Consider the following 25702-nt stretch of genomic DNA (forward strand, 5'->3'; position numbering starts at 1 on the left):
GAATTCTCGACAGGCGCCCACGAACTTGACTTTGAATTCATATTTGTAATGCAAACGGGAGTTTTTTAGATTATAGAATCTATTAATATCCTTCTTGCGCTATTTATAGCGTTGCTTTGCGATTTGCTCTGGCGATCGGAAGCGAGAGCGGAAAAAATATTGTTAACATCGCTTACAATGGCAATACTGACCGCCACAATTTGGATTGCTCAGGTCGGTTTAGTCCAAGAAGCGGATCCTATATTTTCTTGGGTTGCCATTTTGTCAGCAACGCTTCTGCTAAAGTGGCTTCACACCATTATTCGAGAAGTAGACGGAAAATGACGCTATTGCTCTGTCTAAAGAGAGTTTAGGATACCAGAAGATTCGGGATACTAGTCAGGGTTGCTCTTGGGCGTTCGCCCGAGCTTGGCGACAGGAATAGTTCGGGGTATCTTCGTTAGTTTCTCGGCCGTCCGACAGCGGTAAAAGTCTTCGACGTATCGGCGCGCCGTGTTTTAGATGGCAACTCCCGTCGACTAGACGGTCGGAATGATGCATTCCGTGGATGCGGGTTTTCGGCGATTGGGAGGTCTGCGCAATCCGAAGGCATCCTGCCAGGTCGCACTGAAATTACGGTACTCCCGGCTGCGCCTTCCGCAAGACGATCACCGTGGCGGGCGAGCCTCACCTTCTTCGGCCATCCGCCGGATATCCGCGCCTGCCTTGCGCATGGTATCCTCGGCGCCACGTGCCGCATCTAGAAAATCTTCCTGCGACGCCACGGCGTAATTGCACCCGACCAGGAGCATTTTCGGATCCGTCGATGGCGGCACCTTCGCAGACTTCGCGGCCGGATCGCCGCCGAAGGCATCGACTAACATTTTCGCCATCGCATCAACGGTCGGCGCGAACCCGCCGATCATCGGCCCGGTTTCGGGATCGACAAAGCGGTAATATTGTTCCGTGATCGCGATCGGCGCCCGCGTCATCTTCTGGGCAGCAATCACCCGCTCGGCGCTTGCGCGGGGTAGCAGCGCAACGACCCAGTCGCTCATGAAATAGACGTGGTCGACCGGCTCCTCGAACACCGAGACGTTGCCCTCGACCGCGAAGCCATACAACCCGATCATGCCGTCGAGCGCCTTAGGAAGTTTACTCGGGCGCATCCACGCTGGCGGGCGATACTGCAGGAAAAGCAACTCGGCGAAGGTTCCGAGCGCGTCGCGCGACTGGCAGGACAGGACCTGCGTTAGCGATGCCGGCGTCGGCAGCACCTCATGCTCGGATTGGGCCACGGCTGGCGATGCCGCCAACGCGCTGGCAACCGCGACGGCGACCATCGCTCGCACCGGAAACCGCCTCAGGGTGAAGCGCGTCGGCGACGTGGTCGCGCGGTGGTGACGATGATCCATGTTCGCGGTACTACCCCGCCAGTACGCAGGATCAACTCCAGCGTTACGCATGCCGCTCGTACCGGCCTTTATCCGTGCCGTTCAGCAGCAGCGCACCATGGTCAATCAGCAACCGCAATTGCCGGAAGGCCGGTTCTGCGGCAGCGCCGGGTCCGGTTCCGGCCTCCAGCAGGACCGCGTCGCCATCGACCCGCCACTTGCCCTCCGCCGCCTGATCCGCGGCGCCGTAGCTCATGAACCAGACAAAGCTTTGATCTGGACGTAGCAGCAGTTCCGATCCCGTCTCCATCACACCTAACAGGTGGTAATGACCGGTAAGACTGCGACTGGCGCCGGATGCAACCGCTGATGCATCCGGCGCGTAGCGTGCATTGCACCGCAGTTCTCGCATATCCATCGACGACATGTACAGGAACGACGTCATCGGATCGCCGGCGTCGACGTTCTTGTGGACGTAACGTGGGCCGCCACTGAGCAGGAAGGTCATGAAGCCGCCGTCGTCAGTTTCGAACGCGGTGATCGCTCCTCGATCATGCGGTGCCTGATACGTCTTCGCTACCAAGTCGAAGCTGTAGCTTTCCTTGGCCTCGCCTTCGCGTCGCTTGCAGGTCTTCGCTTCCGCGCAAGCCCAGGTTGTTACCGCCGTACACTGCAGACCCACGGGCGACCGTATCGTGGCAGATGCCGCGGCGGTGGCTAGCAATCCCATCGCCGCCACCGCCGGTCCAACTCGCTTCAACACGATCCATCCTCCGGTCGACACTCCGGCTCGCTGCACACGGTAAGGGCACCGTCCAGCGCGGGCGAACAGGTCCTACCATGATCTTTACTGATGCACAGGCGGATCCATTCGCGACCTGTCACAACGGTCGTGAGCGAGCCGCAAACCAGCCGGTAAAAGCTGAGATTGCGACAGCCGGCACAGCGAGGACGCAGCACATTGCCAGGCCGATTACCCAGAGCGAGATAGTCCCAGCGTTGAGCCATATCACAGGAAGCTGGGCAAACGTCAGGATAACTCCTGCCATCCACCCCCTCGTCTTGAACGCTGCCCCTGCTAGCGCAGCTAGGCCCAACGAGGACGGGTACCAGAGACGCCAGTAGGCGTCGGCATCCCAGGGTTCCGCCGCGCCTGTCACCCAGCAGACGAAAAGCCAGTACAGGACACCGGATACCAGCAAGACGGGGATCTTCATCAGTCCGGTGCTCATCGGCTCATTGTCACATGCAAAATGCCTGAATCCTATTCTCGCCAACCAGGTGCCGGGGTCAAAGCAGATTATCGCGGCTCACCAACCAAACTTTGGATATGGGCGCTGTTGCCTGCAATAGCGCCCGTGCCTCGCTGCATCCGCTTCGCGCGGTACAGAGCCTCGTCTGCCTCTTTAAGCAACGAAGCCCGATCGACATAACTTGCGCCATAGACACAGGCTCCGATCGTCGCAGACACCGTTATAACGCTACGGTCGTCAGGCACGGCGTAGCGTAGGTCTGCGAGCAATCGCGCGATGTCTTGGACGAGTTCTTCGTGCGTACGCCGTCCGCGTAGGATCAGCACGAACTCGTCCCCGCCCAGTCGGGCGATGGAGTGATCGCCCAGATACTGTACTGCTTGCAGCTTGGCGGCCATCACCTGCAAAACCTTGTCCCCTGTCGCATGGCCAAGCCGGTCGTTGACCTCCTTGAACCGATCCAGATCGATGATTGCGATAGCAAGCGGTGCGCCTTCCCGGGCGCGATCGAGCGCAGCTTCCAATTCTTCGTTAAAAGCGCGTCGGCTTGGTATGCCCGTCAGTTCGTCGGTTCGAGCTACCGCAACCAGACGGCGCTCGAATTGGTACCGGTCCGTGATGTCCTGGATCACTCCCATGACGGCGACACGCTTACCGGCGCGCTCATCGATCTCACCCAATGTGCGCACGCGACGGGGCCGCCCCTGCGCATCTGTGAAGTTCAGCTCCAGATCCCATGCAGTCCCTTGCCGCACACAGCGGTCTAGCGCTGCTTCCAACTTGGCACGATCGTCTTCGGGGTAGAACTGCATAGCTAGGGCAAGCTGCGCTTGCGAGCCCGGTGCCAGGCCGTGGATCGCGTAGGTCTGATCGGACCAGTGTATCCGTCCGCCTTCAAGCTCGAGGCGCCACGACCCGATCCTTGCCATGCGTTCGGCGTGCTGGAGCAGTCTGTGCGTGCGGGCCATGTCACCGAGGGCCTCCTGGCGATCAAGCGCCAGCTGTAGGTTCTCTTTGCTGGTCCGGCGCGCCTCAAGCAGCGCTTCGACGACCCGCGCCATACCGGCGAGTATCTCCAGCTTTTCGCGGGTCGGATCCTGCGGTTTGTCGTCAGCCACGCACAAGGTGCCGATCGGCAGCGCGGCACCTCCTCCTGGTGGTGTCACTCGCAACGGCACGCCTGCATAGAAACGCACAAAGGGTGTTTCCACCACCATAGGATTGGTTGCAAAGCGCGGGTCTTCGCGCGTGTCCGCAATGACGAGCAGATCGTCGGCAGCGATCGTATGGGTGCAAAAAGACACATCTCGTGGTGTCTCGCTAGCCTCAAGGCCGCACGCTGCCTTGAACCACTGCCGGTCCGCGTCAACTAACGAAACGAAAGCGAACTTGCAGCCAAAGAGGTGCCGCGCCCCTACAGCGATGGCGTCGAACTCGGCTTCAGGGGGAGTGTCGAGCATATCGAGAGCACGAAGCGCGTCCAGCCGCGCTACCTCGTCGACTATGCCGGTTAGGTTTACCATGGGGGACGGTAGCATAAATGAGGTTGGCATCGGGTTAACGGCATGTACAGGGTCGGTACATCGCCGCGACTCGCTAATGGCATGGCGGCGACTGAGAGACGCTGGAGCGCTCCCGCTTGATAGGAGCATAAACGTGTCCAACTCGAGCGATCTGAGCACTCTTGTTCGTAACGAAGCGCGCGCGCGGGAACAGGCCGAAGCCAGTAACGACGTTTCAGCTCGCATCGCTCATCTGGCTCGTGCTGCCGGGTACGCCAAAATGATCAAGGCTTTGAAGCCATGATGGACGGCGAAACAACCGCTCAGCGCCTCGAACGTCTAATAACGGTTATCGGTCAGGCTTTGGCGGTCGCGGATGCTGGTGACCAACCGTTGGTAGGCGCGCATCTTCATAAATGCCTTCGAACGGCAATCGCGTTGCGTGCTATTCCCGATAGTTTGTCACGGCCTTTTTAATAGCAATCAGCCCGATATCGTGAAGGCGGCAGCAAACAAGTTCGCTCGCCAGCAAAACTTACCATCCGCGACTTCTAATCCCGCAAACGAACGATGATCGAGACGGATAGGGCGTTCTCGGACTCGATCCCGGTCGATACGATCAGGAGCGCGACGTCAGGCTATTTTTCAACCGCACCGGCCGTTTGTTTAACATATACAGACGGTTCTGCCGAGGCAGATCGTATACACATCAGCGTTAATGGGCACTCACTGACCGCGGTAATCGTCAGAACGAAACCTGTACGCGCCCTACGATTCTGTCTCCGGCGTTGCGTTGATCGGCAAACCTGCTGGCAGTGGCGGTGCGGGAGACGTCAGTCCCAATATAATCGACGCCGATCGTCAGACGGTCACGACGATGCTCGAGACCCAGCCGCCAGTTGATGTAACTGCCGCCCGGACGAAGACGCTGCACCCGACTGGGGTCGCGGACGCTGCCGGACGAGTGGCCGACTTCGGCCAGCATCGTCAGCGGCGTACCAGGAATACCGGCATTGGCGTTCGCATAGACATACACGTTGCTGCCACCGATCGCGCGCTGCGACGGCGCGCCGATCACGCCGGCCGTGGCGTAGAGCGGACCATAGGCATAGCTTGCCGATACGCCGGCCTCGACATAGTCCATGCGGCCCCGCGCGCCCGCGAATGCGTGGCCGGTGGCGTCGGTACGGATACGCACCGCACCCAGATCCCAGTCGGTTCCCACCGAAAGGTCGACGACCGCATCGGCGCCACCGTGTCGCACGCTGTTCCGAAGCGTTACCACGCGCGCCGATGCATCGAGCCGGCCGCGCGAGACGCGAATATCGCCCGCTAGCGCGGCACGTCCCTCACTCCAGCTCAGCCCGCGCCGTTCCTCTTCGCTCATCATTTCCAAGGTTACCGACCCGACATCTTGTGCAAACGCGGGCGTGATCAGGCCGCAACTTGCGGCACCGAGCACGCCCGCCAATCGAACGCGCCGGATCATCCTGCGCGCTGCGGACCGTGGATCCGGTCGAGCTCGACGCGCAGCATCTGCTCGTCTTCCTGCGCCAGCTTTACCAGATGCTGCTGCATGTCCGCGGACTTCGTCGCGACCTCCTTCTTGATCGCGCCATGGCTCGCAACGCACCAGCCGGGCCGGGTGCCGGAAATCACCGGTTCGCTGTCGATGCTGCGCACCAGCCTGGTACCCGACGCCGCGACCGCGTGCCGTGCCACTGACATGCTCGCCGCCCAGTCGCAGCGTAGCGACGACGGTCTTCCGCCGGGTGCAACCGCGCCCACCTGCTTGTGCGTGATGACAACGTCACCGCGATATTTGACGGCGACCGGACCGCTGCGGTGATCCACCTGGTTCTGATGATCGACAGTCATGCCGAGGGCCGCCCCGGTAGCAGCAAGCACCAAGCCGGCGGTTAGAAAATAGGCCATATTCGTTCTCCTTTTGCCATCCCGATCCATTCTGATCGGTGAAGCCAATCCTTACGGACGATGATTCTACAACGATGGTTCAGCGTGTCGGTTCAGCTGAACTGCGGCCGCAAGGCGCGTGCGTGCAGGCGGTCCTTCACGTCGAGACGCAACCGCTTCAGCCGAAATAGCCGCAAGGTATCGGGCATGCGTCGCTTCATCTCGACGCGGATCTGCTCATCCAGCCGGGCATGCAACTGGGTCAACTTGTGAGAAAATATAGGCAAAGCCGCTCTCCAACCAACGATTGAACGATCGGATCAGTCGCGATGAAAGGAGGCAAACAGGCCAGGCCTAGACATCGAGATAACCCGATGCGGTCCGACATCACGTTCGTCCTGAGACGACCGCCAGAGGGGCCCGGCCCGCTCCCTCAAGCTAGGGTTTAGCCGGTCAAGGTCAATAGGAGAGCAAATGGATTTGCACGAGTTGACATTAGGACACGGGTCCCCGATGTTACTGGCATGTACGCTCCTGCGACACATAAGCGTTTCCGCGACCACGCCGGCCAACTCGCCGCACGCGCTTAGCCCGAGCTCGCGGCCACTGCCGCTCGAGTTCGGGCTTTATTCGATCTGACCTTTGGGACGCGTTCTACGCGCCCATGATCTCGAATAAGTGGAAACCGTGTAGTGGAAAACCAAGTCTCGAAATCCGATGATTTGTGTCAGGATGACCGTCAGCATCAAGCTGCCAATCCAGCACCTCAGCCTTTCTTGCGGATGCGACCACAAAGTTTTTTCTCGAACAAATTCGATCTGGAGATTGTAGAAGACTATTCTAAGGCTGATGCCGAAGCCCGGCAGAATGAAGGTAAGGACTGGCTGAGCCGACTTATGGAGCTCAACCTGTTACTTTTAATCGTTTTGGTTGGCGTACCGGTGCTGGTATATTGCGTCTTATCCTCTGCACTTTAGAACACGATAAGATACCGCCTTCGCGTCGCAACCGGGATCGTGGATAAAGGCCTCTGGGTCGTCCCACTGAAGCCTCGGGTAAATGACAATATGTCAGGCGCCCGAGGACCGTTTAAGTACGATAGCGCTGAATGCGAGCGAGTTTCTTTGTGACATTGCAACGCGTAAGCTGATCGGCCGTTGTGGAAAAATGGCAACGAATACCTTACCCCAACGGACCGCGTTCGATCTGCCGCATCTCGCGGTGCTGCTGACAGCAGCGCTTCAAATTCTAACGCCTCTTTTACCGCAGATTGGGATCGGTGAGCCTATCGGATCCCGGTCGCTGGCGGTCCGAACCTCGATAACCCCGGCAGGCTGGGCATTCTCGATCTGGGGCGCGCTCTACCTCGGAGCCACGGTGTTTGCTGTTTATCAGGCCCTGCCCGCACAGCGCCAAAATGCATTGCTTCATCGCCTGCGCTGGCCGGCAGCGGGCGCATTTTTGGGGAACGCACTCTGGGCTGCTTACACACAGCTTTACGGGTTAAGCTTCGTATCGGTTCTGATCATTACCTTCACGCTGACGTGCCTGATCATTGCCTATCGTGCCCTGTCGAATGCGGCGGTGTCGAAAACCGCGTGGTGGTGTGCGTACCTTCCGTTGAGCGCGCTCGCCGCATGGTTGACCGTCGCTACCACCGTCAACATCGCAGCTAGCCTGAGGTATCACGGCATGGAGGGCGGTGCAGCCGCGCCGGTAATAGGTGCAGCGGTGATCGTGATTGCTGGACTCATCGCGGCCACCGTGATGGTCCGAGGACGTGGCAATCTGCCGTACGCAGCTGTTTTCCTTTGGGCTCTTGCTGCTATCTTCGCTGCAGGTGGCCAAGCTGCAGGACCTATTGCCGTAGCAACCGGCGCTGCCGCGATCCTCGTTATTTCAGGCTTGGTCGCTGGCTACCGGCGTAGGGTATATGCGTCTGATTCGATTAGAGGTTGAACCTAAATCCGTAGCCGAGACCTAGGGTGAATTGGGTCCGGCGCCCACGTTCGCGGACGAGAGGTGAATCGCCTGCGTTCTGACCTAGTTGATCCAGGCCAGTGAAAAGCGTGACGGCGCTTCGCCGGCTCAGGGGACGAATTACGGTACCGCCTACACCGTAGGACAATAGTCCGCCTGACGCAGAATACGGTCTAAGCCCGGACCGTTGCGACTGGACCGCATCGATGCCGAAATACGTCTCGATATACTCGCGGCTTGCCAGCGTTGCGCGAGGCCCGACGTTGATGATGGTCCGTCCCCGGCGCGCTTGGTAAGCAACTGACCCGTCGGCGACAACGCCGTCATGTCCGCCGAAGCCGCGACGAACCTCGATCCGTCCACGCCATGGCCCAGCCCGTTTCTCGATAAAGCCTCCCACCTCAACAGCTGCATCTACGTCGCCGAGGCCGCGTAGCGCGTCACTCCCGCCTGTAATGAGGAACGGCGATCCCCCGCGCTCCTCATCCCGCCCGAAGCGGAGTTTGGCCAGAGGTCCTGCCTTCCACCCGTCGTGGTTCACCACATTCCAGCCAAACCGTCAGGAATCGAGGCAAAGATCACGTCCTTGTAGTTGAGCCGCAAGTCGGGAAAAATCGACAAGGCCATGTCTCGCGAGCCTTGCCATGCAGGACTGAGGACTGGCGCGACGCCAACGGTAATGCTCCATCCGGCAGTGCCTGCCTCCAAAGGCCTACCTGCAGGCGGGCCTGGCCTCGGGTCAGTTTGCGCGAAGCAAGGTTGAGCAGAGACTAGCGCGATGATGGCTAAAACGGCGCGCATCTTGATCCCTTTTTTTGACCATGTTGGTGGACGGCCGGACGGTCATAATCAGCAGCCACCTTATCCCTGTGCGTCGTAAACGCCAGTCTCGGTAAATGGAGTACGGCTATACCCACAGCGTATGACCGGTCCGCTTTCAATGCCGGCGGACGCGTTCAAACTCAGGCCGAAGCAGCCGCTCGCGTTTTCCACAGGGACCAGCCGACGCCGCAACCCAGTATCGCAAAGGTTACCGCCAACGACGCTGCGGGCGGGAATTTGGCGAGCCCGAACATGTCGGCAACGAAAATTTTCGAGCCGATAAACACCAGCAACGCGGCTAAGGCGTATTTCAGGTAATGGAACCGGTCGACCATTGCGGCGAGCGCAAAATAGAGTGCGCGTAACCCAAGGATAGCAAAGATGTTCGACGTGTAGACGATAAATGGATCCGTTGTGATCGCGAAGATAGCCGGTACAGAATCGACCGCAAAAATGACGTCAGCGCATTCGATCATGACCAGAGCCAGTAGCAACGGCGTAGCGATCCGGCGCATGCGCCCAGTCGCCGGGTCCTGCTCTTTTACCCAGAAACGTTCCCCGTGAAGTTGGTCGGTAACCGGCATGCGCTGGCGAATCCAGCGTAAAACGGGCGAACTGGCTACGTCATATTCCGTGTCGGCAGTCAGCCACATCTTGATACCGGTGAAAACCAGGAAGGCAGCAAAGACGTACAATACCCATTCGAACCGATCGACCAATGCCGCGCCAAAACCGATCATCACTGCACGCAGGACAATGACACCCAGGATGCCCCAGAACAGTACGCGGTGCTGGTGGATGCGGGGGATGGCGAAGTAGCCGAAGATCATGGCGATGATGAACACGTTATCCATCGCAAGGCTCTTCTCGATGACGAAGCCCGTCACGTAGTTAAGGCCGGCAGTAGGCCCGATATACCACCAAATCCACCCGCCGAACGCCAGTCCCAGCGTGATGTAACCTGCTGACAATGCAAGGCTCTCGCGTACCCCAATTTCCCGCTGTCCGCGGTGCAAGACACCCAGATCGAGGATCAGCAACGTTGCGACGATGCCGAGAAATGCCAGCCACATCCAGACAGGCGTACCGAGGAATAACAAGGAAAGCAGCTCAGGCATGGGGACCTCTAACAAACGTGATGACGTGGGGCGGAATTAGCGGTCAGGAGGGCAGGTATCTCGCGGGTGGCGCGCACAAGCGACCTTTCAGGCCCAACTCAAAGCGCTACAATTGCAGCGCAATTGGAGAAGCCGGGGTTCGGCGCGCCATCGCGATACGCGCGTGCTCGTCCAACTTCTGATGGAGCTGTGCCGGTCTGTTCGTTTCCATGCTCAGAGCCTCTTTTCAATCGGTGATCGAAAGCTCGGATCATCAACGACGACAGGAGGCAAAGCGGCCAGGCCTATATCGAGATAACCCGATGCGGTCCGACATCACAATCACCCGAGGGAAATTGTCAGAGGGGCCCGGCCCGCGCTTTCTAGATAGGACACGGTTCGCAGTGATCAAGCGGTTTCACTATTTGATAACGACCGTAGTCTGCGCTCAATCTGCCGCACTTCTCATTCCAAAACATCACGCCGATCGGGAAGAGGAATCGGTCAAAAACGCCCACTTTTGGACGCTCAGTTTGGCGAGCCGCAAGCCTGAAAGCCAATCGGCAAGCCATGAGCCGCAACGTGCCCCGCCGGCAGATGCTCTGCTTGCGGCAGGCAAGCCGTGCAGCGTATGTCGCTACTGCTGGTGGGGGGAAATGAATGGCGAATGGCAGTAGCAGCCGCGGAAACTCGGTGGTCGGCGAGCGCTGGCCGCTCTTCTGGGCAGGCTGTGCGGCGATCAGCGTTGGAGTTGCCCTTCACTTACCGATGCTCGCGATGGCCCATAGGATGGGCAATCACCTGTCGGGTATGCCCATGGACGGATGGATGTACCTGGGCATGGCGCTGATCGGCATCGGCGTGCCGGCAGCTATATTTGGCGCTTTACCCAAGAAACGGCCTGATCACAGGGCAGGCGTTGGCATCGCATATGAAGCGCCCGATGATACCCCTCTGACGCGCTCGCATGCTGCCGTTCTGCTGGTGCTTACCCTTGGGCTCATCATCGACACTATGAAGCCAGCAACGCTTGGCTTCGTGCTCCCCGGCATGCGTGGCGAGTATGGGCTCGCCAAATCGACCGTTGCCCTGCTTCCGTTCGTTGCCCTTACAGGGACCACAGTTGGCTCGTTTCTGTGGGGGTGGCTTGCGGATATCTACGGTCGGCGTGTGTCGATCCTGTTGTCGACGATCCTGTTCGTCTCGACCTCTATCTGCGGAGCTATGCCTTCCTACAGCTGGAACCTGGTCATGTGTTTTCTGATGGGGTGCTCGGCCGGCGGCATGCTGCCCGTCGTCTACACGCTGTTGGCAGAGATCATGCCTCCGCGGCACAGAAGCTGGGTACTTGTGCTGGTTGGCGGTACGGGGCTGGTTGGCGGCTACCTCGCGGCTAGTGGCGCCGCTCATCTGTTCGAGCCGTTGTTCGGCTGGCGTAGCTTGTGGCTGCAGGGCTTTCCAACCGGTTTGCTGCTGCTTGCGATGGCAAGGTGGATACCTGAGTCCCCGCGTTTCCTGTTGGAACGGGGCATGGATACTGAGCTGGCGGATATGGCCCGGAAGTTCGGTATTGTCAGGCGTGCGCCTCAAGCTCCTCCAGCGGATGCTGATAGTGTTGCGGCGCACCAACGCGAGTTGACCATTGCCTTGGTCATAACCGCCCTGTCGTGGAGCTTCGTCAACTTCGGTTTGCTGCTATGGCTGCCTTCCGATCTGCAGGATCGAGGTTTCAGTGCCGAGATTGCGAGCGGCATCATCGCCAGCTCAGCACTCGTTGCCCTGCCCACGATCATGATCGCGGCCTTCCTTTACAGCCGGTGGAGCAGCAAGCGCACCCTGATCGGCACTGTACTTCTCACACTCGCCGGGCTTACCGGAGCCCTCCTGCCGGCGCCTACGCTGGCTTGGCCGCCACTGCTCATTGCTGTGATCGCGTTGCTGGTGGTTGGCACAAACGGATTGATCGCCGTGCTACTCCCCTATGCAGCCGAAAACTACGCATTACGCGTCCGTGGACGTGCCACAGGGCTTATCGCGGGGAGTAGCAAATTTGGTGGCGTTGCTGTCCAGCTGGGCGCCTTCGCTGGGCTGATCCCGACGATGGGGGGCGCGGCAATCGCACTGATTGTACCAATGACGCTGTCAGCGGTACTGATCGGGCGCGCAGGAAGAGAGACGCGGGGCCGCAGCTTACGCGAGCTGGAAGCAACGGCTTAGCTTTCGGCTCGATATAGGCCTGCAGAGTGTCCTCAGCGGTCAGATGTGTGAAAAACCAGTCGCAATCACGACTGTACAACAAACAGGTGTTTTGCGTCTCCGGCGCGACCTTGCCAGTGCTTAGGCCCCGCGACGGATACGGTTAGAGCGGTGACCGCTCCGCGCATGAGAGCTTGATTAATTATCGTCGATCAGGAGTTTGGAGCAAGTCCGGCAAGATGCAAACGGTCGCTGGCGTCGGCGTCAGCGAAGGAGCAAATTTGCCAAGGTCTCGGATGGTAATTAGGAATGCGTATTCCCGGGTTCATTTTATGTATCAATCTCAAATAGATGATTTAGCGCGACCTGATATTGCCAGCGACCAATCAAGTACCTAGATGCGCCTCCAGAAACGGAGACTTCTATGCCCGACACTACCCTCGACCTGAACCCCGTTGAACTCGCTACGGAATTGACAATCGCCTGGTTGGCCAATCCCAACACGCGTACCAATGCTGACGACGTTCCAGCCTTCCTGAACAAGATGTATGAAACTGTTTCGGTGCTGGTCGGTGGAAACGTGACCGCTGCTGAACCCGAAGCATCTGCTCAAGAATACACCCCGGCAGTGACGGCTCGTAAGTCGCTTGCCAGCCCTGATCACATCATCAGCATGATCGATGGTAAGCCGTATAAGACGCTGCGCCGTCACCTCGCGACTAACGGCATGACGCCCGTGGAGTATCGCGAGCGTTATGGCCTGAAGGCTGATTACCCCATGGTCGCTCCTACCTATTCGGAAGCACGTCGTACGATGGCCAAGAGCATTGGACTGGGTCGCAAGCCTGGCCAGACGAATGTAGCCAAGGCAGACGCAAAGCCCGCTTCGGCTCCGCGCAAGCGCAAGACCGAAGAAGCAGCGGCGGAATGATCTAGGGACTGGCTTCTCAGGGAACGGGGAGCCAGCCATTTATGGTGCGTGTAGATCAGCCGCATGCGGCTAAGCGACATTCTCTTCCGCGCTAATTGCCTCTTGTTCTGGTGCTGGCAAATGCCGGTATAACGTCGCGATCGAGACGCCGATGGTTGGGGCTATTTCGCGGGCAGTCATCCCCGAGGATAAAAGTTTCCGCGCGGCCTCGAGGCGTTTGGGTGTCATTACTGTCTTCCGGCCACCTACCCTGCCCTCACGCCGGGCGACGATCAACGCAGCCGTCGTGCGCTCACGTACCAAGTCACGCTCCATCTCGGCCATCGCCGCCATGATATGCTGCCCTCACGCCGGGCGACGATCAACGCAGCCGTCGTGCGCTCACGTACCAAGTCACGCTCCATCTCGGCCATCGCCGCCATGATATGGAAAACGAGTTTCCCAGCTGTGCCTGCGGTATCGATCCCGTCAGTAATCGATTTTAGCCCGATCCCCCTCGCCGCCAGATCGGACGCGAGGTCGATCAGTCCCTTCATGGTACGGCCGAGCCGGTCGAGCTTCCATACTACAAGGATGTCGCCGGTTCGCGCATGGGAAAGCGCGTCGGCTAAGCCGGCGCGGTCGGCTTTTGCTCCGCTGGCCTTATCCGAGAAGGTTCGCTCGCAACCCGCACTGCGCAGCGCTTCGAGCTGCGGGGTCAGATCCTGTTCCGGGGTCGACACTCGGGCATAGCCGATCAGCATGAAGCATTCTCAGAACTCATGTCCGACGCCTATCATGTCGAGCTCCAATCGCGAAAGTGTTTTGAGACGCTGGCATCGACTGCTAAAGGTTCTCACATGATGGCGCATCAAAAACGATCCTTTTCGAGAAAGGCCGCAGCGTCAGCCTACGTCCGCTAACGCCATCTGCCTTTTCCAATAGCCGCCAATCCGCTTACCTTCCCATTGTCGCCTTTGAGCGGCCCGATGTGTGGAAAACTCGGTCGTAATCACCATTGTGCGACAAACAGGTGTTTTCCGTCACGGCAGGTCCCGCCCCCTTTGACTCAGCGGGGGTTGGCCGAGATGGGTCGCAACGCCAAGCATTGGTCCCGCGCAGCGCGCAGCGTGAGTGGCAGGTTACGCGAAAAGCCGCCCTCACGCCGTTGCTGGTGGGTAGCGTGAGTTGGTCGGAAGCCGCCGATTCACTCTACCGGACGCCGGCTAACGGTCCCTGCTGGCTTCGACCGTAGTCGCACGTTCGCTGCTGTAAACTGGGCCACTGTCAACAATGCTCGGCCGATCGCCTGCCTCGATGCGGGTTGCTAGATCGCTGTGAAGCGAGCCGAGCTCGGGTGGAAAATCCACGCCAGCCGCAGACCCCAGCCTGCGCTCCGCATCGTCGAAGAGATCTATTGCGCCTGCCAGTTCGGGTTCACTGTAGAGCGCTGCGCTCTCCCCTGCTCGCCATAGGCCGGCAAGTTGGTGGGACCGGATCATGCAAGCCGAGGCCGTTCGATCGCCCGCAACCGTGGTGTCCGGTGGTCCTGGCGGCGCGGTCCCCCTCCCCTTGATCTCGGCCCGTGTAATTGCCGCCAGGCGGTAGCGGAGGACCCGGGATTCCGGGGTATCCGTTGGTGAGGGGTGCTGCTGATGGGTCAGGAAAGAAATAAGCTCCCCGGTGGTGATGGACGACGTGGCGTTGCGCCAGTCCGTCAAAGCGCGCTCCTCCGATGCCAGATCCGCAGGCTGAGCCAGGATAAAGCGCTCTAGAAGTGGATCGCTGGCTACTGCGACCGGCAGCGGTGCCCGGTTACCGTTAGCCGCGGCATGGGCAAAGCCGATCGCCGTCGCAATCGTACCGAGCTGCGTCTTCATGATCTCGCGATCGTCGATCGATCGCCCTAGGATCATCTCGAGGATCGGCGTCAGATCCGTCACCGCGGCTTGGCCTGCATCGATCGTGTCGAGTCTATGGACGATCTCTCTGTGTGTCGCCTCGATGCGCTGGCCGCTTTCGGTCAGCGCATCGAGCTGCTCCTGCACGAGCGTCAACGCGTCCAGAACGCCTGCCAGAGCAACGCTTACCTGGTCCGTGCTCATCGCTCTGGCCCACCCCTATCCGGCAAACGCGCGCGGTCCAGAGTTGCGCGATCACGATCCAATATCTCGCGAAGGACTTCCTCCGGCTTGCTTGGCGTCGGTGCCGTGCGCCCGAGCGCGCCGCAACTGATGATCCCAAGTTGCAGCTCGCTGCCCGCGAGCTCAGCAAACTCAAACCCGATGACCTCGACCGCCTACTGAAGCTCATCGCCGCCATGAAGTCCGACGATGACGAGAAGGGGGCCTAACCCATGAAAGCGCTTGCCAAGACGATGATGCACAACCGCCGCGCCTTGGCAGACAAGGCAATGAAGTCAGCGATCACAGCGCGGCTGAAGGCCGGCAAGGACCTAATCAGCCCGGTCTGCATCTATTCGATTGCAGAGGCGCACGGGGTTCGCGTGACCTTCAACGACATTGACATGGAAGGAATGTATCAGCGTGGTTCGCCGCCGCGCATCCACCTCTCCAGCAAGCGCCCGCTGCCCCGCCGTACCTACAACTGTGCACATGAGCTTGGCCATCATCTGCTGGGTCACGGGTCGTCGATCGACGAGTTGCGCGAGAATCAGCTGATGCGACCGTGGGACGTTCCCGAGGAATATAGCGCCGACACGTTCGCCGCTTATGCGCTGATACCGACGCTAGGCCTGCGCCACGCTTTTGCCGTCCGCGGCCTCAAACCGGAAACCGCAACCCCGATCGAGCTCTACCGGATCGCCTGCTTGTTCGGCGTCGGCTACTCGACGTTGGTCACGCACCTTCTGTGGGGCGAAGCGATGATCAGCCGGGCACGCGCCGATGCGCTTCGCAAGTTCACGCCGCGCACGCTGCGCGCTCACATCCTGGGATCGCTGACGCCGAATCCGCTCATCGTCGCCGACGAGGTTTGGGGCGGCCATGCGATTGATGCTGAGGTCGGGCATCTATTGCTGCTTCCGTCCGGCACGGTCGCGCATGGCGATGCCATCTCACCGGTGGCTGATCTGGAGAGCGGAAGTCTGTTCGAGGCGAAGCGCCCGGGCTTGGTCCGCATTGACCGGCCGGGAACCGATTGGGCCGCTTTCGGCCGTATCGCGCGCACCGCTTATGTCGGGCGTGCAGAATTTCGCCATTTGGAGGATGACGCCGATGACTAAAACTAGCTCACGAGCGAGCGTTCCGCTGCTTATCGAGGGCGACAACGTCTCAGAAGCCTATTGCAAATTGCTTCTTCATATAGCCAACAATCCGGGCTTGGAGGTGTCGCCGCTCGTCCTGACCGTAGATGGGTTTCCCGCCGATTATTCAGTACCGGAGGACTCGGCGGTGCGCAGCACGCTTGACGCCTTACTGGCTAAGAAGCAGAAAACGAGTGTCGAGGACGTCGCGTTCACGATTTTCCCCCAGCAGCTCTGGACCATGGCCCAAGGCGATCGGGCCAAACTGTTCCAATTTTATCGGTGGTCCTTCCCGTTTTATCGCGCGAGGCACAAGGCCAACCCCCGCGCATGCGGGCTCGGTCTTCCACGGCCTGGCCCTTGCCGATCCGGAGCGCCTCCTCCGCCTGGCCAACCAGCTTGCGGACACCACCGCCCTTCCGGAGCGTCGGTTTCGCGCAGCGCTGTTCGCCCTTCGGAATATGGCCGACGAGGTGGGGGAGGATCTGCGGCATCGGTATGTGCGTGCCTCAATGGAACTCGGGCTGAAGCGCGTCGCAGAACTTGAGGACAACGATCTTGCGAACCAGATCGTCGCCTGGTGTGCTTCGGCGACCGACCTGCGCGAGGAGGCCTGGCGCCAGCTTCTCGCACTCGTGGATGCCGGTTGCGCGGAGACGACCGCGCTGCGGGCCTTCCTGACACACAAGTCCGCGGAAGTCATGGACCTGGGCTCGTCGCGACCGGAGGCGTTCGCAACCCAGGACGGGTCCATTATGATCGACCTCGCGAGGTCGCCGATGTTCCCGACCGGCGCCGTCAGCGACGAGGTTGCTGCCCTAAGGATGGGCATCCTCACCGATGTGATCTCGGCGCAGGGCTTCTCGAAGCGTCTGGGCGGTGTCATCGAGGGTCTGCTCTACGAGTTCTCGCCGGAGCAGGCGGAGCGTGTCGGCGTGGTCGATCTGGCTTTGGAGGCGATCAGGGCCGGTTCGGGGTCCGAGCTTATCGTCTACTTCGCGGGCGATCAGAACGCTGCCCTCGCCGGTGGGCGACTTGCGCACGCCGATCTGCTCGCCCGCGCCTTCGCGCGCGAGTGCCCGGATCTTGAGCTCGTCGAGCACATCCTCTCATTGCGTCTGCTCCGGGCGGCTCGCGCCAGTGGTGAGGCCGGCGGCGTCCTGGTCGACATCATAAAGGCTGGCATCGAGCGCCTTGGGGTCGAGCGTGTCGTGCACGAGATCGTGAAGGTCCGGATCTTCTTCGATCGTTCGCCCGGCAGGTGGAACGCCACTCTTGCCGACATCGCTCGCGAGGTCCGCCATCTGGCGTTCAACGATGCCGTTGAGGGCTTGATGCTCGCGACGGATGACGAAGGCGGGTCCTAATTGCCGAACGTCGTGGAGAACTCAGCCCCCGACGTCTTCACGACGATGGTCCTGCTTGAGGCCGTGGCGTAGACCGCTTTCGTCATCGCGGGCTCGTCGCGCACGACGTAGCGCGGACCGGGTGCCTCGCCCGCGCGCCAGTGCCGGAACGCGTGGGCCGGCACGGACTGGGCGAAGGGAAGCAGCCTTTCGACAACCTCGCGCGGGTGGATGCCCGTAGGCGTTCTGCCAGCCTGAGCTGAGCACCAACGCGAGGGGCAAAGTGTCTGCACCCACGCCGCTGAGGTCGAGGTCGCCAGGCTCTGTGGGGACCGACACGTAGGACATCGATGTCTAGCCATATGGCTGGATACCGCGACGTGGCGACCGGCTCGATCGCAATGATCACATCTCCCGTGGTGGCGGCCTCGAAGGTCGAATAGGCGGCAGCTTTCGAGATCATCTGCGTCGCACCCTAATGGCGGCTTATAAGGCGCCTACCTGCCGTCGTCGGCTTCGATGAACGGATGTCCGGTTTCGGGAATGCGATGGGCCCGCCCCAACGTCCGGAACTGGGTCCTCGCTGACGCGGATCGGTCGTCGGTTTCCCGCAGCGCTGGTCTCAGCTAGCCTAGTCGCGCCGAACCTGTATGCCAGTAAGTAGGTCGCTGACGGGAGTTGATAATGGATTTGGTGTCCAGGCGGACGATGCTCGCTGCCCCTTGCTTCGGGACGCTCGCCATAGCCGTGGCGGCAGATGCAACAACCGCGACGACGCTCGGCACCCTTGCCAACTTGTCGACCTGGATGGACCTGGCGTCCGTACCGGGCGCGAGCTGGGCAATGCTGAACGGGTCCGGCGCAATCTCGTCTGGTGCGGTCGGCTATGCAAAGGCTAATGCGGTGCTCGCGACACCCAATACACTGTTCGAAGCAGCATCGCTGTCCAAGGTGGTCCTTGCGGTCGCGGTCCATGACATGGTGCGGGAAGGCCTGATCGACCTCGACCGGCCGGTGGCAGAGCATGTCGCGTTCACGGATGATCCTGCGACGCGATCGATTACGCCTCGCCACCTGCTCTCCCACTCTAGTGGCCTGCCTAACTGGCGCGACGAAGCGGGCGAGCCGTTAACAGCCGCGTTCCCTCCCGGCACGCGATTCCGCTACTCTGGCGAGGGCTTCGTCCTGCTTGGCCGGTTGGTCGAGGCAGTTACAGCCCAGACCGCCGCGCAGGTGGTGGAAACGCGGGTCCTGCGACCGGCAGGAATGAGCCGAAGCATCTATGGCTGGGCAAGGGGCACCGAGCCGGCAGTCGCGTGGGCGCACGACGGGGGCGGAGGTGTACTCATCGACAAAGGCCCGGCGGGCTATGCGATGCGTCGCGATGCTGGCCCGCTGAAACCAGTCGACCGGTGGACGCTAGGCGAACGGGAGAAAGCGGCCATCGCACTTGGCAAACCGGCGATGCCAATATTCATGACGCCCAACATGGCGGCCGGATTGTGGACCACCGCCAGCGACTATGCGCGATTCCTGGCTTTCGCGCAGCGCTATCCGGCGCTTTCAACGAAGACCACTCGGGTGAAGGGAGCGCTCGACTGGGGACTAGGCTGGGGGATGGAGAGTGACGGCGGGCGGGGTTTCGCTTGGCACTGGGGTGCGAACGACGGCGTCGCGAACCTGTTTGTCGTGGACCTCGTATCGGGCGCAGCGGTTGTGGTGCTCACCAACGGCGACGCTGGGCGCAAAGTTTACGAGCGTGCTGCCCGCACTGTCTTCGCACGCGAGTTCGATGCGTTCGCTTGGCTGAAGTGACCTCCGCCGGCCCATCCGTCTGCTTGCGATATGGAAAAGGCAGCCGCTTTAAGGTCGCAACCCTGTCACCCGGCGCGTCTCAGTCGTCTTCTGAAGTATGAACGAGACGCTCCCAGTGGCCGGGATGGGTCACGCTGATCGCAGATAGCGTATCGCAGCCTCCAAAATGTCGTCGCCCATGAGGACAGGTACATCGGGTTCCAGTTCCCATCTGGGTTTATCCTGGACGTCGTAAACTGGCTCTGCTGAGTATTGCAGCGCCAGACCAGTGCGGTCGAGCCGTAACGGAAAGACCGCGGCACCTACCCGCATCATTGGCGTTCCTACGATAGCCGCACGCCCGAGACCACGCATGCCCATGGGAAAGCCTTCCGCCATGCTGGCGCTCCACCGCGTTGTGAGGACAGCGACCTTACCGGTGTAGGTAAAGGGGCCCCGCGGCTCTACGGTCTCTGTCCAGGCAGCACTCAGTCGGTTGCCGTCGCGCCTGCGCATGCGGGCATAGGGCATCGTCTCGGTGATAAATCGCCCCATGATCGGGCGGGCGACCGCGGTGTCGCCGCCGCCATTCTGACGAACATCGATGATGAGTCCGGGTGCATTCCGGAAACTTGCCAGCGCCGCGTCGAAGGCCGTCACAACCGCATCGTCAGCAAAGCTGCGAACGACGATGCAACCAATGCCATGAGCTAACATCCGGCTCTCGACATTGGGGAGCGTAACAGGTTGCTTCACGCGAACGGGAACGACGTGTTCCGAACCTGGGGTCGACCGCACCGTTAACGTCCTTGGCATGCCGCGCCGCCCCGATACCGCCACGTTAAGCGCAAACGCCGTTGCCGCTGGATCTGGACGGCTAAGACAGCGCGGCATTGTGTCCAAGACGATCTGTCCAATCGGGCGGCCGTCGATCGCAAGCACGCTCTGGCCAGGCGTAATGCCCGCATCCGCTGCGGGGGACCCATCGCGAACGCTTGTGACAAACGCCGTACTATCGCGGTTGGGTTCGACCCACAGATCAAAATATGGCCCGCGCGCCGCATCCGGTGCCGGATCATTCAAGTGGGTGTGCGCGTCGTACAGTTCGCCGATCACCCGGCCAACAATGCCGGCGAACGCTTCAGACGATTGGGCGGCAGCGGCGAGCGGGCGATACATTTGCCTTACTGCCCTCCAATCGGTGCGCTTCTCCCCGAAATAGCAGTAGCGCTCGTCCAGTGTCCGCCAGAGTTCGTCGAAGTCCTCGACATAGGTCACGTCATGAGCCGGCTCGCCCGCCTGGGCTATACCCGGCGGGAATGCCGCAGCCGTACCCAGGGCAATACCAGCATGAAGCAGCGAGCGACGGGTCATGGGGTGGTGCATGTGATCGGCTTTCGCTGGTGGTCGTCCGTGGTTAGCCGAAGGAAATCTCGCCGCCTTGAACGATATTGCTGTCGCGCGAACGGTGCGAGCTTACCTGTTTGCGTAGCGTGCCGGCGATACACCGACGATACGCTGGAACTGACGTGTGAGATGGCTTTGATCGGCATAGCCCACATCAAGCGCAACCTCCGCGATTGGCTGGCCCGCCAACAGCAGGCGTCGCGCTGCGACGATGCGGCACTGATTGCGGTACGCGAGGGGGGTGATCCCGACTGCCTTGCGGAAGCTACGCGCAAGATGGAAGACGCTGATCCCTGATACGGTCGAGAGCGTGCCCAGCCCAAAGCCGTCGGCGAAGTGGGCGTCGATGTAGCTTCGAGCGCGCGCAACGGCATCGCTGGATACGCGGGTGTCATCCGACGATTGTTTTACCTGGTCGGCGAACAGGACCCCAACCAGCTCTGCGAGCGCGCTTTCCTGTTCCAAACGCCCCGCGTCGTCGCGACACAACAAGGCGTGCGCATCAGCAACGATGGAGTGAGACCGATCGCCAGCCAATACAGGAGAGTCAAACCGCGGCGCGTTCAGGCGCTCGGCGATGTACGGACGTATCGCTTCGTCGGGAATGTACGCAACGCGATAGCGTAAGGTCTCACCTCCCGTCGTTCTGTTGGCATGCGGCTGATCGGGATGGAGACGCAGTACCTGACCTGTCTGCACCTCGTACGTTTTGCCGCCAACAGTCAGGGCCTCACAGCCTGCCATGACCGCGCCGACCACCCATTCCGCATGGCTGTGTTCGGGAAAGGTTCGCTCGCTATACTCGACGGATACGAGTTCAACGCCGGAGAGGTAGGGTGGGCGGGCGAAGCGGGCGTCATTCCGCGCTGGCTCACTCATGTCGATGCGCAGCTTGTTCAGAGAAGCTGACCTGATTGAATATGGGAAACTGAGTCATTGCGTCTCGCCAATTTGAAAAGCTTTGAAGGCCGATCCTTCTTACCCCACGGGCTTCACTGGCGGCGGGGTCCCCATGCCGGCGGGTGCTGCAACGGCACTGCGTTTGAGCCAAACCCGTCCTTGAGCGAGATCCATGGTGACCACCCAATCTTTGAGAAACGGCATGCCAAGGTTTCCATCGATCACGATGTCGGGGCTGAAGATCATCCCGGACGCTTCGACACTGGGGGCGATCTGGAAGCGGCCCTGTTGGGGGCCCTCGCCGGTAACCTTCTTCAAGCCAAGTAGAGGAAGAAGTTTTGGTGCAACCAGGATCGTGCCGCCATTGCCGCTGTCCAGCTCAAGGCGCGCCAGTCCACGTTCGGTGGGGACGTCAATGAACACAGACAGCGCCAGGCCGCCAATCTCACGAGCCAAATGAGCAGGAAGCTCTACCGCGTTCGCCTTGCGCCCGGCCGCGCTTTCACGTGTTTCCAACGTGAGCTCGCGACCTGCAAAATCGATGGTTACAGTGCGTCCGGCGAATGCGTCGAGGGCAAGCAGACCATCGATGGGTGTGTCGGGAGACCCCACGTCCATGACGATTGCAACAGGGCTCTGTAGGGTCTGGTTCTTCCAGTGGATTGCAACATTGTCGCAACGTGGGGCGGTGATCTTCGTGCCGGTCATATGAAACCCGGTGATTGATCCCCAAGGTTGGCAGTCCATCTCCTTTGCCAGCGCTGGTGAGATCACCGTCAGTCCGCCTGCAGTGTCGAGTTGAAAAAGCCGCTCCCGTCCGGCCACCTTCACTCGTGCCGCTACGCCTTTGCGGTAGCTTTCTAACGGCAGCCGCACCGGACTCGTTGGGGCAGCATAGGCTCCAGACGCCACACTAATGAGCAACGCGGCCGATAATAGCTTTTTCAAATGAATGCCCTTTTCGCGGTACGATACTCGCCCATCTTAGCGATCGAATAGACGCTGATTTTTACTGTTCAGGCTAAAGGCCGGCGATCCAGCGCTCAAGCTGATCGGTACTGCGCATGTCGCCGGTGTAAGCATGTACCGGCCTGGCCGGGACGTTCGAACCGCGTTTCCTGCCACGATACACCTTCATCGGAATAACGGCCCGGGCAAAACCGCTGGGCAGAGCGACTTGCCGTACGTCCATATAAAGCGAGTCAGCGCTCGTCTCCTGCCCGACGTGAATGCCGCCTAACGCGGTCCATAGATCGACCGCATCAAGGCATGCCGATCCGCATCCCCAGTCCGTCAGCACGAATACCCGCGCTTTCAGCACGGGAGCAGCGCCAGTCGCCGCTGCTTTTGCTTCGTCGGCATCAATTTCATGCCAGAGCGCCTGCCCGAGCGCGCGGGCAGATGTCATGCCCTTTGCTGTACGAGCGGCCCAGTCTTTCGCCGCCTGCGAGACGTCCGCGGAATTCTGCCAAGCGGTACGATAGCCTTCGAGCGTGGCGATGTTTCCAGCCGAAGCGCGCCAGTCCACCGCTTCCGATCCTGATGGAAGCGCATTCACTGCAGCCTGGCCCCATAGGATGGCAGCAATCTGATACGACCAGTCGGACGATCCACCGCCGTTGCCTCGAAGGTCGAGCACGACGCGCGGTGCCGCTGCGATCGCGAGGGCGTCCATCCTCATCGATTTGATGATTGGCGTAAGGGACTTGGCATCAGCGCTTTCGGGGTCACCGTTGAAGCCAGGCAGCGAGAACCAGCGCGTGCCGTTAGCAAGGGTTCGAGCCGCGAACTCCGAACGCGCCCGAGGCGCAGTTGCAGCAAAACGTGTGTCGAAGTCTGCATCAGGCAGATCGCGCCAGCTGAGTGTCGCGTCCTTTAGCTTGCCATCGACCTTGAAGCGGCAGCGGACTGGACGCTTGATGTAAGGGTTGGCGGCGTCAAGGAACAACCGACCACCATTAGTCGCTCGTTGGCTGACCAGTTCCCACCTGCCTCGGAAGGCGCCGACGTTGCGGGCAGCCAGGTGTTCGGCATCAATGCCATCGCAGCTTACGAGTACTGCTCCGAGCGGTAAGGGAGCGTCATCTGCTCGGGTCATCACGACCTGACGGCCGGTGCCGTCAAAGCCTGTCAGGAAGCCCGGCCAGCGGATCGGCAGGGCGGCTGGCTGGTCGAGGTCGAGCGCAACATGTCCATCGTTGAAGCTCGCCACGTAACCGCGCATCGCCCACAGATACCCCGGGTAGTCTCGGACGGTAGCAGCGCGACGCAGGGCTGAAGCCAGACCGGCATCGTTGCGCCGCGCAAAGTCGGGGTCGAGTTTGTTATAGGGACCAGGATGATTGTCGGCGATCTGGTCGTGATAGGCCTGAGCGTCCGTTCGCAAAGTTGCTGCCCAGTCGCGAGGCACGTTAGTCGCACCGATCAGCAGAACCGCCGTTGGTATGGCAAGGAGCGACAGGTTCATCTCGGCGCCGCCAGTTTGCTCGCTGCCTTCTCAAGATAGGGCCTGACATCAACCGAACTGTAGCCCGGCGTCGTTAAGGCGAAGTATCGCAGCCAGTACCCGTGACCAGCCCCATACACGACGAGGATGCGATCGCCTGGTTTGGCCACATTGATGAGCTTTGCAAAGATTTTCGCATTGCGGAGGTACCACATGGCATTCAGATCTGCACCGGGCTGCTCGTTACCGTCACCAAGTCGGAGCAGAGAGTAGTATGAATCCTGTCCACCCATGGGCGTAGAGGGGTCGTTATAGCGGATCAGCATCCGCGGTATGCTGGTGGTTGCCTGCTCAGCCTCAAACTTCTTGGCAGACGCCTGGACCGTTTCAAAGGCGGCGTCGAGATAGGCCTGCTGCCCGTGAGTCTTTGCATAAGCTTCGACCCGGCCGATCGGGAAATAGTCTGGTTCGCCCTTGTCGGGTTGCTCGTCGATACCTTGAACGGACTGTAGGCCGGCGCGAGCAGCGATGCGGTAGCCGATCTGGGTTGTCTCGTCCCGGTCGGTCTTAAGCACGTTTGGGGAAAACGTTGCGAAGTCAGTCACATCGTAGGTCGGGCCCGGGCGTTGCGCCTCGACCATGACCCGTGTTGGTCTAAACTCTGCAATGGCATCAGCCAGTGCTTCCAGTTCGCGCTGGCGCTGCGGCGTGGTGACATCGTCGACGTGGGCATTCACCTTGTCACGACCAGGGTTGCCGAAATGATAGCTACCCAGCACCATCACTTGGACAGGTTGCTGTGGTGCAGCGGTGACAGCAGGCGTTACTGCCGCAGCGAGTATGGGTAGCAGCATGCAGCAGGTCTCCTTGGTGTGGTGCTCAAACAATACACGTCGAATGGCAGCTGTCTATCTGGATTTGCGGCATTGGACGCCAAGCTAACAGAGGTTGATCCGGTCAACCGAAACGCGCGTCAGATTGCTTGCAAAATGCAGCGAGCAGTCCGTTGAAGGCGAGGGAATGTCGGCGGCATCGCCTCTGTTACAGACATGAATGAATGTCTGAAGTTGGGAAGTGCGCAGGGTGCTATGAACGACCGGTTATGGGTCTTAGGCGCACAGCTCCCTAATCCGCCGCATATGATCTTGTAGGAATCTCTCTCGGGGCGAAGCGCGCATTTCATCCCAGCGACTTTACCTCTTACCAGCCATCTCAGCCCCACATCCCAGAGAAACGCGGCGATCTCGAGCCAACAAGGGGAAGCACGCCCAAGGCGTACTCCTGTCACAGAGGTCCGGTTTCGGTGTCAAAGGATAGAGCGCTGGATGCCCCGTGAGGATAGTCTGCGCCGTTTGTTTTCAATGGCTTAGACTGGCTAACTGCTCGACGTTCTCGAAAACCCCCCTCCGTGCAAAAACGGGAATGACTAACCTTTCCGGCGTCATTCTGTGACTCCAGCTCAAAATATTACCCGCCATTACGGTGGCGACTGGCAGG

The 25702-nt window shown here is 60.3% G+C and carries 23 protein-coding genes and 1 pseudogene; 9 read left to right on the forward strand and 15 right to left on the reverse strand.

The genetic code is table 11. From position 1 onward, the window contains the following. Positions 1–177 precede the first annotated feature (177 nt). Positions 178–324 (forward strand): hypothetical protein, encoded by a 147-nt coding sequence (locus ASE79_RS21740; protein WP_235516970.1) that lies wholly within the window; start codon positions 178–180, stop codon positions 322–324. 323 nt (positions 325–647) lie between these two features. Here ASE79_RS21740 and ASE79_RS15590 read toward each other — a convergent pair whose 3' ends face one another. The 3 genes from ASE79_RS15590 to ASE79_RS15605 all read right to left on the reverse strand — a co-directional run bounded on the left by ASE79_RS15590 (position 648) and on the right by ASE79_RS15605 (position 4149). Continuing rightward, a complete protein-coding gene (locus tag ASE79_RS15590; RefSeq protein ID WP_146168891.1) occupies positions 648–1322 on the reverse strand; it encodes a hypothetical protein in 675 nt (224 codons plus the stop codon). A gap of 115 nt (positions 1323–1437) precedes the next feature. Then, positions 1438–2136 carry a hypothetical protein gene (locus ASE79_RS15595; protein WP_146168892.1) on the reverse strand — a complete coding sequence of 233 codons (699 nt, stop codon included), beginning with the start codon at positions 2134–2136 and terminating at the stop codon, positions 1438–1440. 537 nt (positions 2137–2673) lie between these two features. After that, complete coding sequence (locus tag ASE79_RS15605; protein ID WP_056418723.1) at positions 2674–4149, reverse strand: diguanylate cyclase domain-containing protein; 1476 nt, start codon at positions 4147–4149, stop codon at positions 2674–2676. Positions 4150–4282: 133 nt separating this feature from the next. On the opposite strand from ASE79_RS15605, the gene ASE79_RS21315 reads away from it, so the two are divergent. Next, entirely contained in the window at positions 4283–4432 is a 150-nt protein-coding gene (locus ASE79_RS21315) for a hypothetical protein (protein WP_162237052.1), read from the forward strand. 441 nt (positions 4433–4873) lie between these two features. Here ASE79_RS21315 and ASE79_RS15610 read toward each other — a convergent pair whose 3' ends face one another. From ASE79_RS15610 to ASE79_RS20470, 3 genes are all read right to left on the reverse strand, one after another. After that, complete coding sequence (locus tag ASE79_RS15610; protein WP_235516971.1) at positions 4874–5515, reverse strand: TorF family putative porin; 642 nt, start codon at positions 5513–5515, stop codon at positions 4874–4876. 98 nt (positions 5516–5613) lie between these two features. Then, positions 5614–6063 carry a hypothetical protein gene (locus tag ASE79_RS15615; RefSeq protein ID WP_055876914.1) on the reverse strand — a complete coding sequence of 150 codons (450 nt, stop codon included), beginning with the start codon at positions 6061–6063 and terminating at the stop codon, positions 5614–5616. Positions 6064–6155: 92 nt separating this feature from the next. Beyond that, positions 6156–6308 (reverse strand): DUF465 domain-containing protein, encoded by a 153-nt coding sequence (locus ASE79_RS20470; protein WP_321163344.1) that lies wholly within the window; start codon positions 6306–6308, stop codon positions 6156–6158. 426 nt (positions 6309–6734) lie between these two features. Here ASE79_RS20470 and ASE79_RS21080 point away from each other — a divergent pair, with 426 nt between their 5' ends. After that, positions 6735–7019, forward strand: a complete 285-nt coding sequence (locus ASE79_RS21080) for a hypothetical protein (RefSeq protein WP_146168893.1) — start codon at positions 6735–6737, stop codon at positions 7017–7019. A gap of 190 nt (positions 7020–7209) precedes the next feature. Continuing rightward, a complete protein-coding gene (locus ASE79_RS15620) occupies positions 7210–8001 on the forward strand; it encodes a hypothetical protein (protein ID WP_056418727.1) in 792 nt (263 codons plus the stop codon). Here the strand turns inward: ASE79_RS15620 and ASE79_RS20475 are convergent. Both ASE79_RS20475 and ASE79_RS15625 read right to left on the reverse strand, forming a co-directional pair. Beyond that, the gene (locus ASE79_RS20475) at positions 7991–8566 is read right to left on the reverse strand and encodes a MipA/OmpV family protein (protein WP_321163345.1); all 576 of its coding nucleotides are present in this window, start codon (positions 8564–8566) and stop codon (positions 7991–7993) included. The two genes, ASE79_RS15620 and ASE79_RS20475, sit on opposite strands and share 11 nt — an antisense overlap. A 418-nt stretch (positions 8567–8984) precedes the next feature. Continuing rightward, positions 8985–9962, reverse strand: coding sequence for a TerC family protein (locus tag ASE79_RS15625; protein ID WP_056418729.1), 978 nt, complete (start codon positions 9960–9962; stop codon positions 8985–8987). A 639-nt stretch (positions 9963–10601) separates the two neighbouring features. Between ASE79_RS15625 and ASE79_RS15630 the strand changes: the two genes are divergently transcribed. Both ASE79_RS15630 and ASE79_RS15635 read left to right on the forward strand, forming a co-directional pair. Continuing rightward, positions 10602–12158, forward strand: coding sequence for an MFS transporter (locus tag ASE79_RS15630; protein ID WP_056418731.1), 1557 nt, complete (start codon positions 10602–10604; stop codon positions 12156–12158). Between the two features lie 403 nt (positions 12159–12561). Then, complete coding sequence (locus tag ASE79_RS15635) at positions 12562–13068, forward strand: MucR family transcriptional regulator (protein WP_056418733.1); 507 nt, start codon at positions 12562–12564, stop codon at positions 13066–13068. Positions 13069–13137: 69 nt separating this feature from the next. Here the strand turns inward: ASE79_RS15635 and ASE79_RS15640 are convergent. Then, a pseudogene (locus tag ASE79_RS15640) lies at positions 13138–13811 on the reverse strand (recombinase family protein). A 462-nt stretch (positions 13812–14273) separates the two neighbouring features. Then, the gene (locus tag ASE79_RS15645) at positions 14274–15152 is read right to left on the reverse strand and encodes a hypothetical protein (RefSeq protein ID WP_082445374.1); all 879 of its coding nucleotides are present in this window, start codon (positions 15150–15152) and stop codon (positions 14274–14276) included. Between the two features lie 251 nt (positions 15153–15403). On the opposite strand from ASE79_RS15645, the gene ASE79_RS15655 reads away from it, so the two are divergent. The 3 genes from ASE79_RS15655 (at position 15404) to ASE79_RS20480 (ending at position 19473) form a co-directional block, all read left to right on the forward strand. Beyond that, on the forward strand, positions 15404–16291 hold the full coding sequence (locus ASE79_RS15655; protein ID WP_056418739.1) for an ImmA/IrrE family metallo-endopeptidase: 888 nt from the start codon (positions 15404–15406) through the stop codon (positions 16289–16291). A gap of 482 nt (positions 16292–16773) precedes the next feature. Continuing rightward, positions 16774–17679 carry a hypothetical protein gene (locus ASE79_RS15660; protein WP_056418741.1) on the forward strand — a complete coding sequence of 302 codons (906 nt, stop codon included), beginning with the start codon at positions 16774–16776 and terminating at the stop codon, positions 17677–17679. A 726-nt stretch (positions 17680–18405) separates the two neighbouring features. Continuing rightward, positions 18406–19473 carry a serine hydrolase domain-containing protein gene (locus ASE79_RS20480; RefSeq protein WP_162237053.1) on the forward strand — a complete coding sequence of 356 codons (1068 nt, stop codon included), beginning with the start codon at positions 18406–18408 and terminating at the stop codon, positions 19471–19473. Positions 19474–19602: 129 nt separating this feature from the next. On the opposite strand, the gene ASE79_RS15675 is transcribed toward ASE79_RS20480, so the two are convergent. The 5 genes from ASE79_RS15675 to ASE79_RS15700 all read right to left on the reverse strand — a co-directional run bounded on the left by ASE79_RS15675 (position 19603) and on the right by ASE79_RS15700 (position 25059). Beyond that, the gene (locus ASE79_RS15675; RefSeq protein WP_056419668.1) at positions 19603–20826 is read right to left on the reverse strand and encodes a S41 family peptidase; all 1224 of its coding nucleotides are present in this window, start codon (positions 20824–20826) and stop codon (positions 19603–19605) included. Between the two features lie 102 nt (positions 20827–20928). After that, positions 20929–21738 (reverse strand): AraC family transcriptional regulator, encoded by an 810-nt coding sequence (locus ASE79_RS20485; RefSeq protein WP_082445377.1) that lies wholly within the window; start codon positions 21736–21738, stop codon positions 20929–20931. 99 nt (positions 21739–21837) lie between these two features. Further along, positions 21838–22707, reverse strand: coding sequence for an aspartyl protease family protein (locus tag ASE79_RS15690; RefSeq protein WP_162237054.1), 870 nt, complete (start codon positions 22705–22707; stop codon positions 21838–21840). Positions 22708–22780: 73 nt separating this feature from the next. Further along, positions 22781–24226, reverse strand: coding sequence for a S41 family peptidase (locus ASE79_RS15695; RefSeq protein WP_235516981.1), 1446 nt, complete (start codon positions 24224–24226; stop codon positions 22781–22783). Then, a complete protein-coding gene (locus ASE79_RS15700; RefSeq protein ID WP_156359727.1) occupies positions 24223–25059 on the reverse strand; it encodes a DUF5694 domain-containing protein in 837 nt (278 codons plus the stop codon). Before ASE79_RS15700 ends, ASE79_RS15695 begins: the two co-directional genes overlap by 4 nt. Between the last annotated feature and the right edge of the window lie 643 nt (positions 25060–25702).

Source organism: Sphingomonas sp. Leaf28 (assembly GCF_001421685.1).
In the GTDB taxonomy this organism is placed as follows: domain Bacteria; phylum Pseudomonadota; class Alphaproteobacteria; order Sphingomonadales; family Sphingomonadaceae; genus Sphingomonas; species Sphingomonas aurantiaca.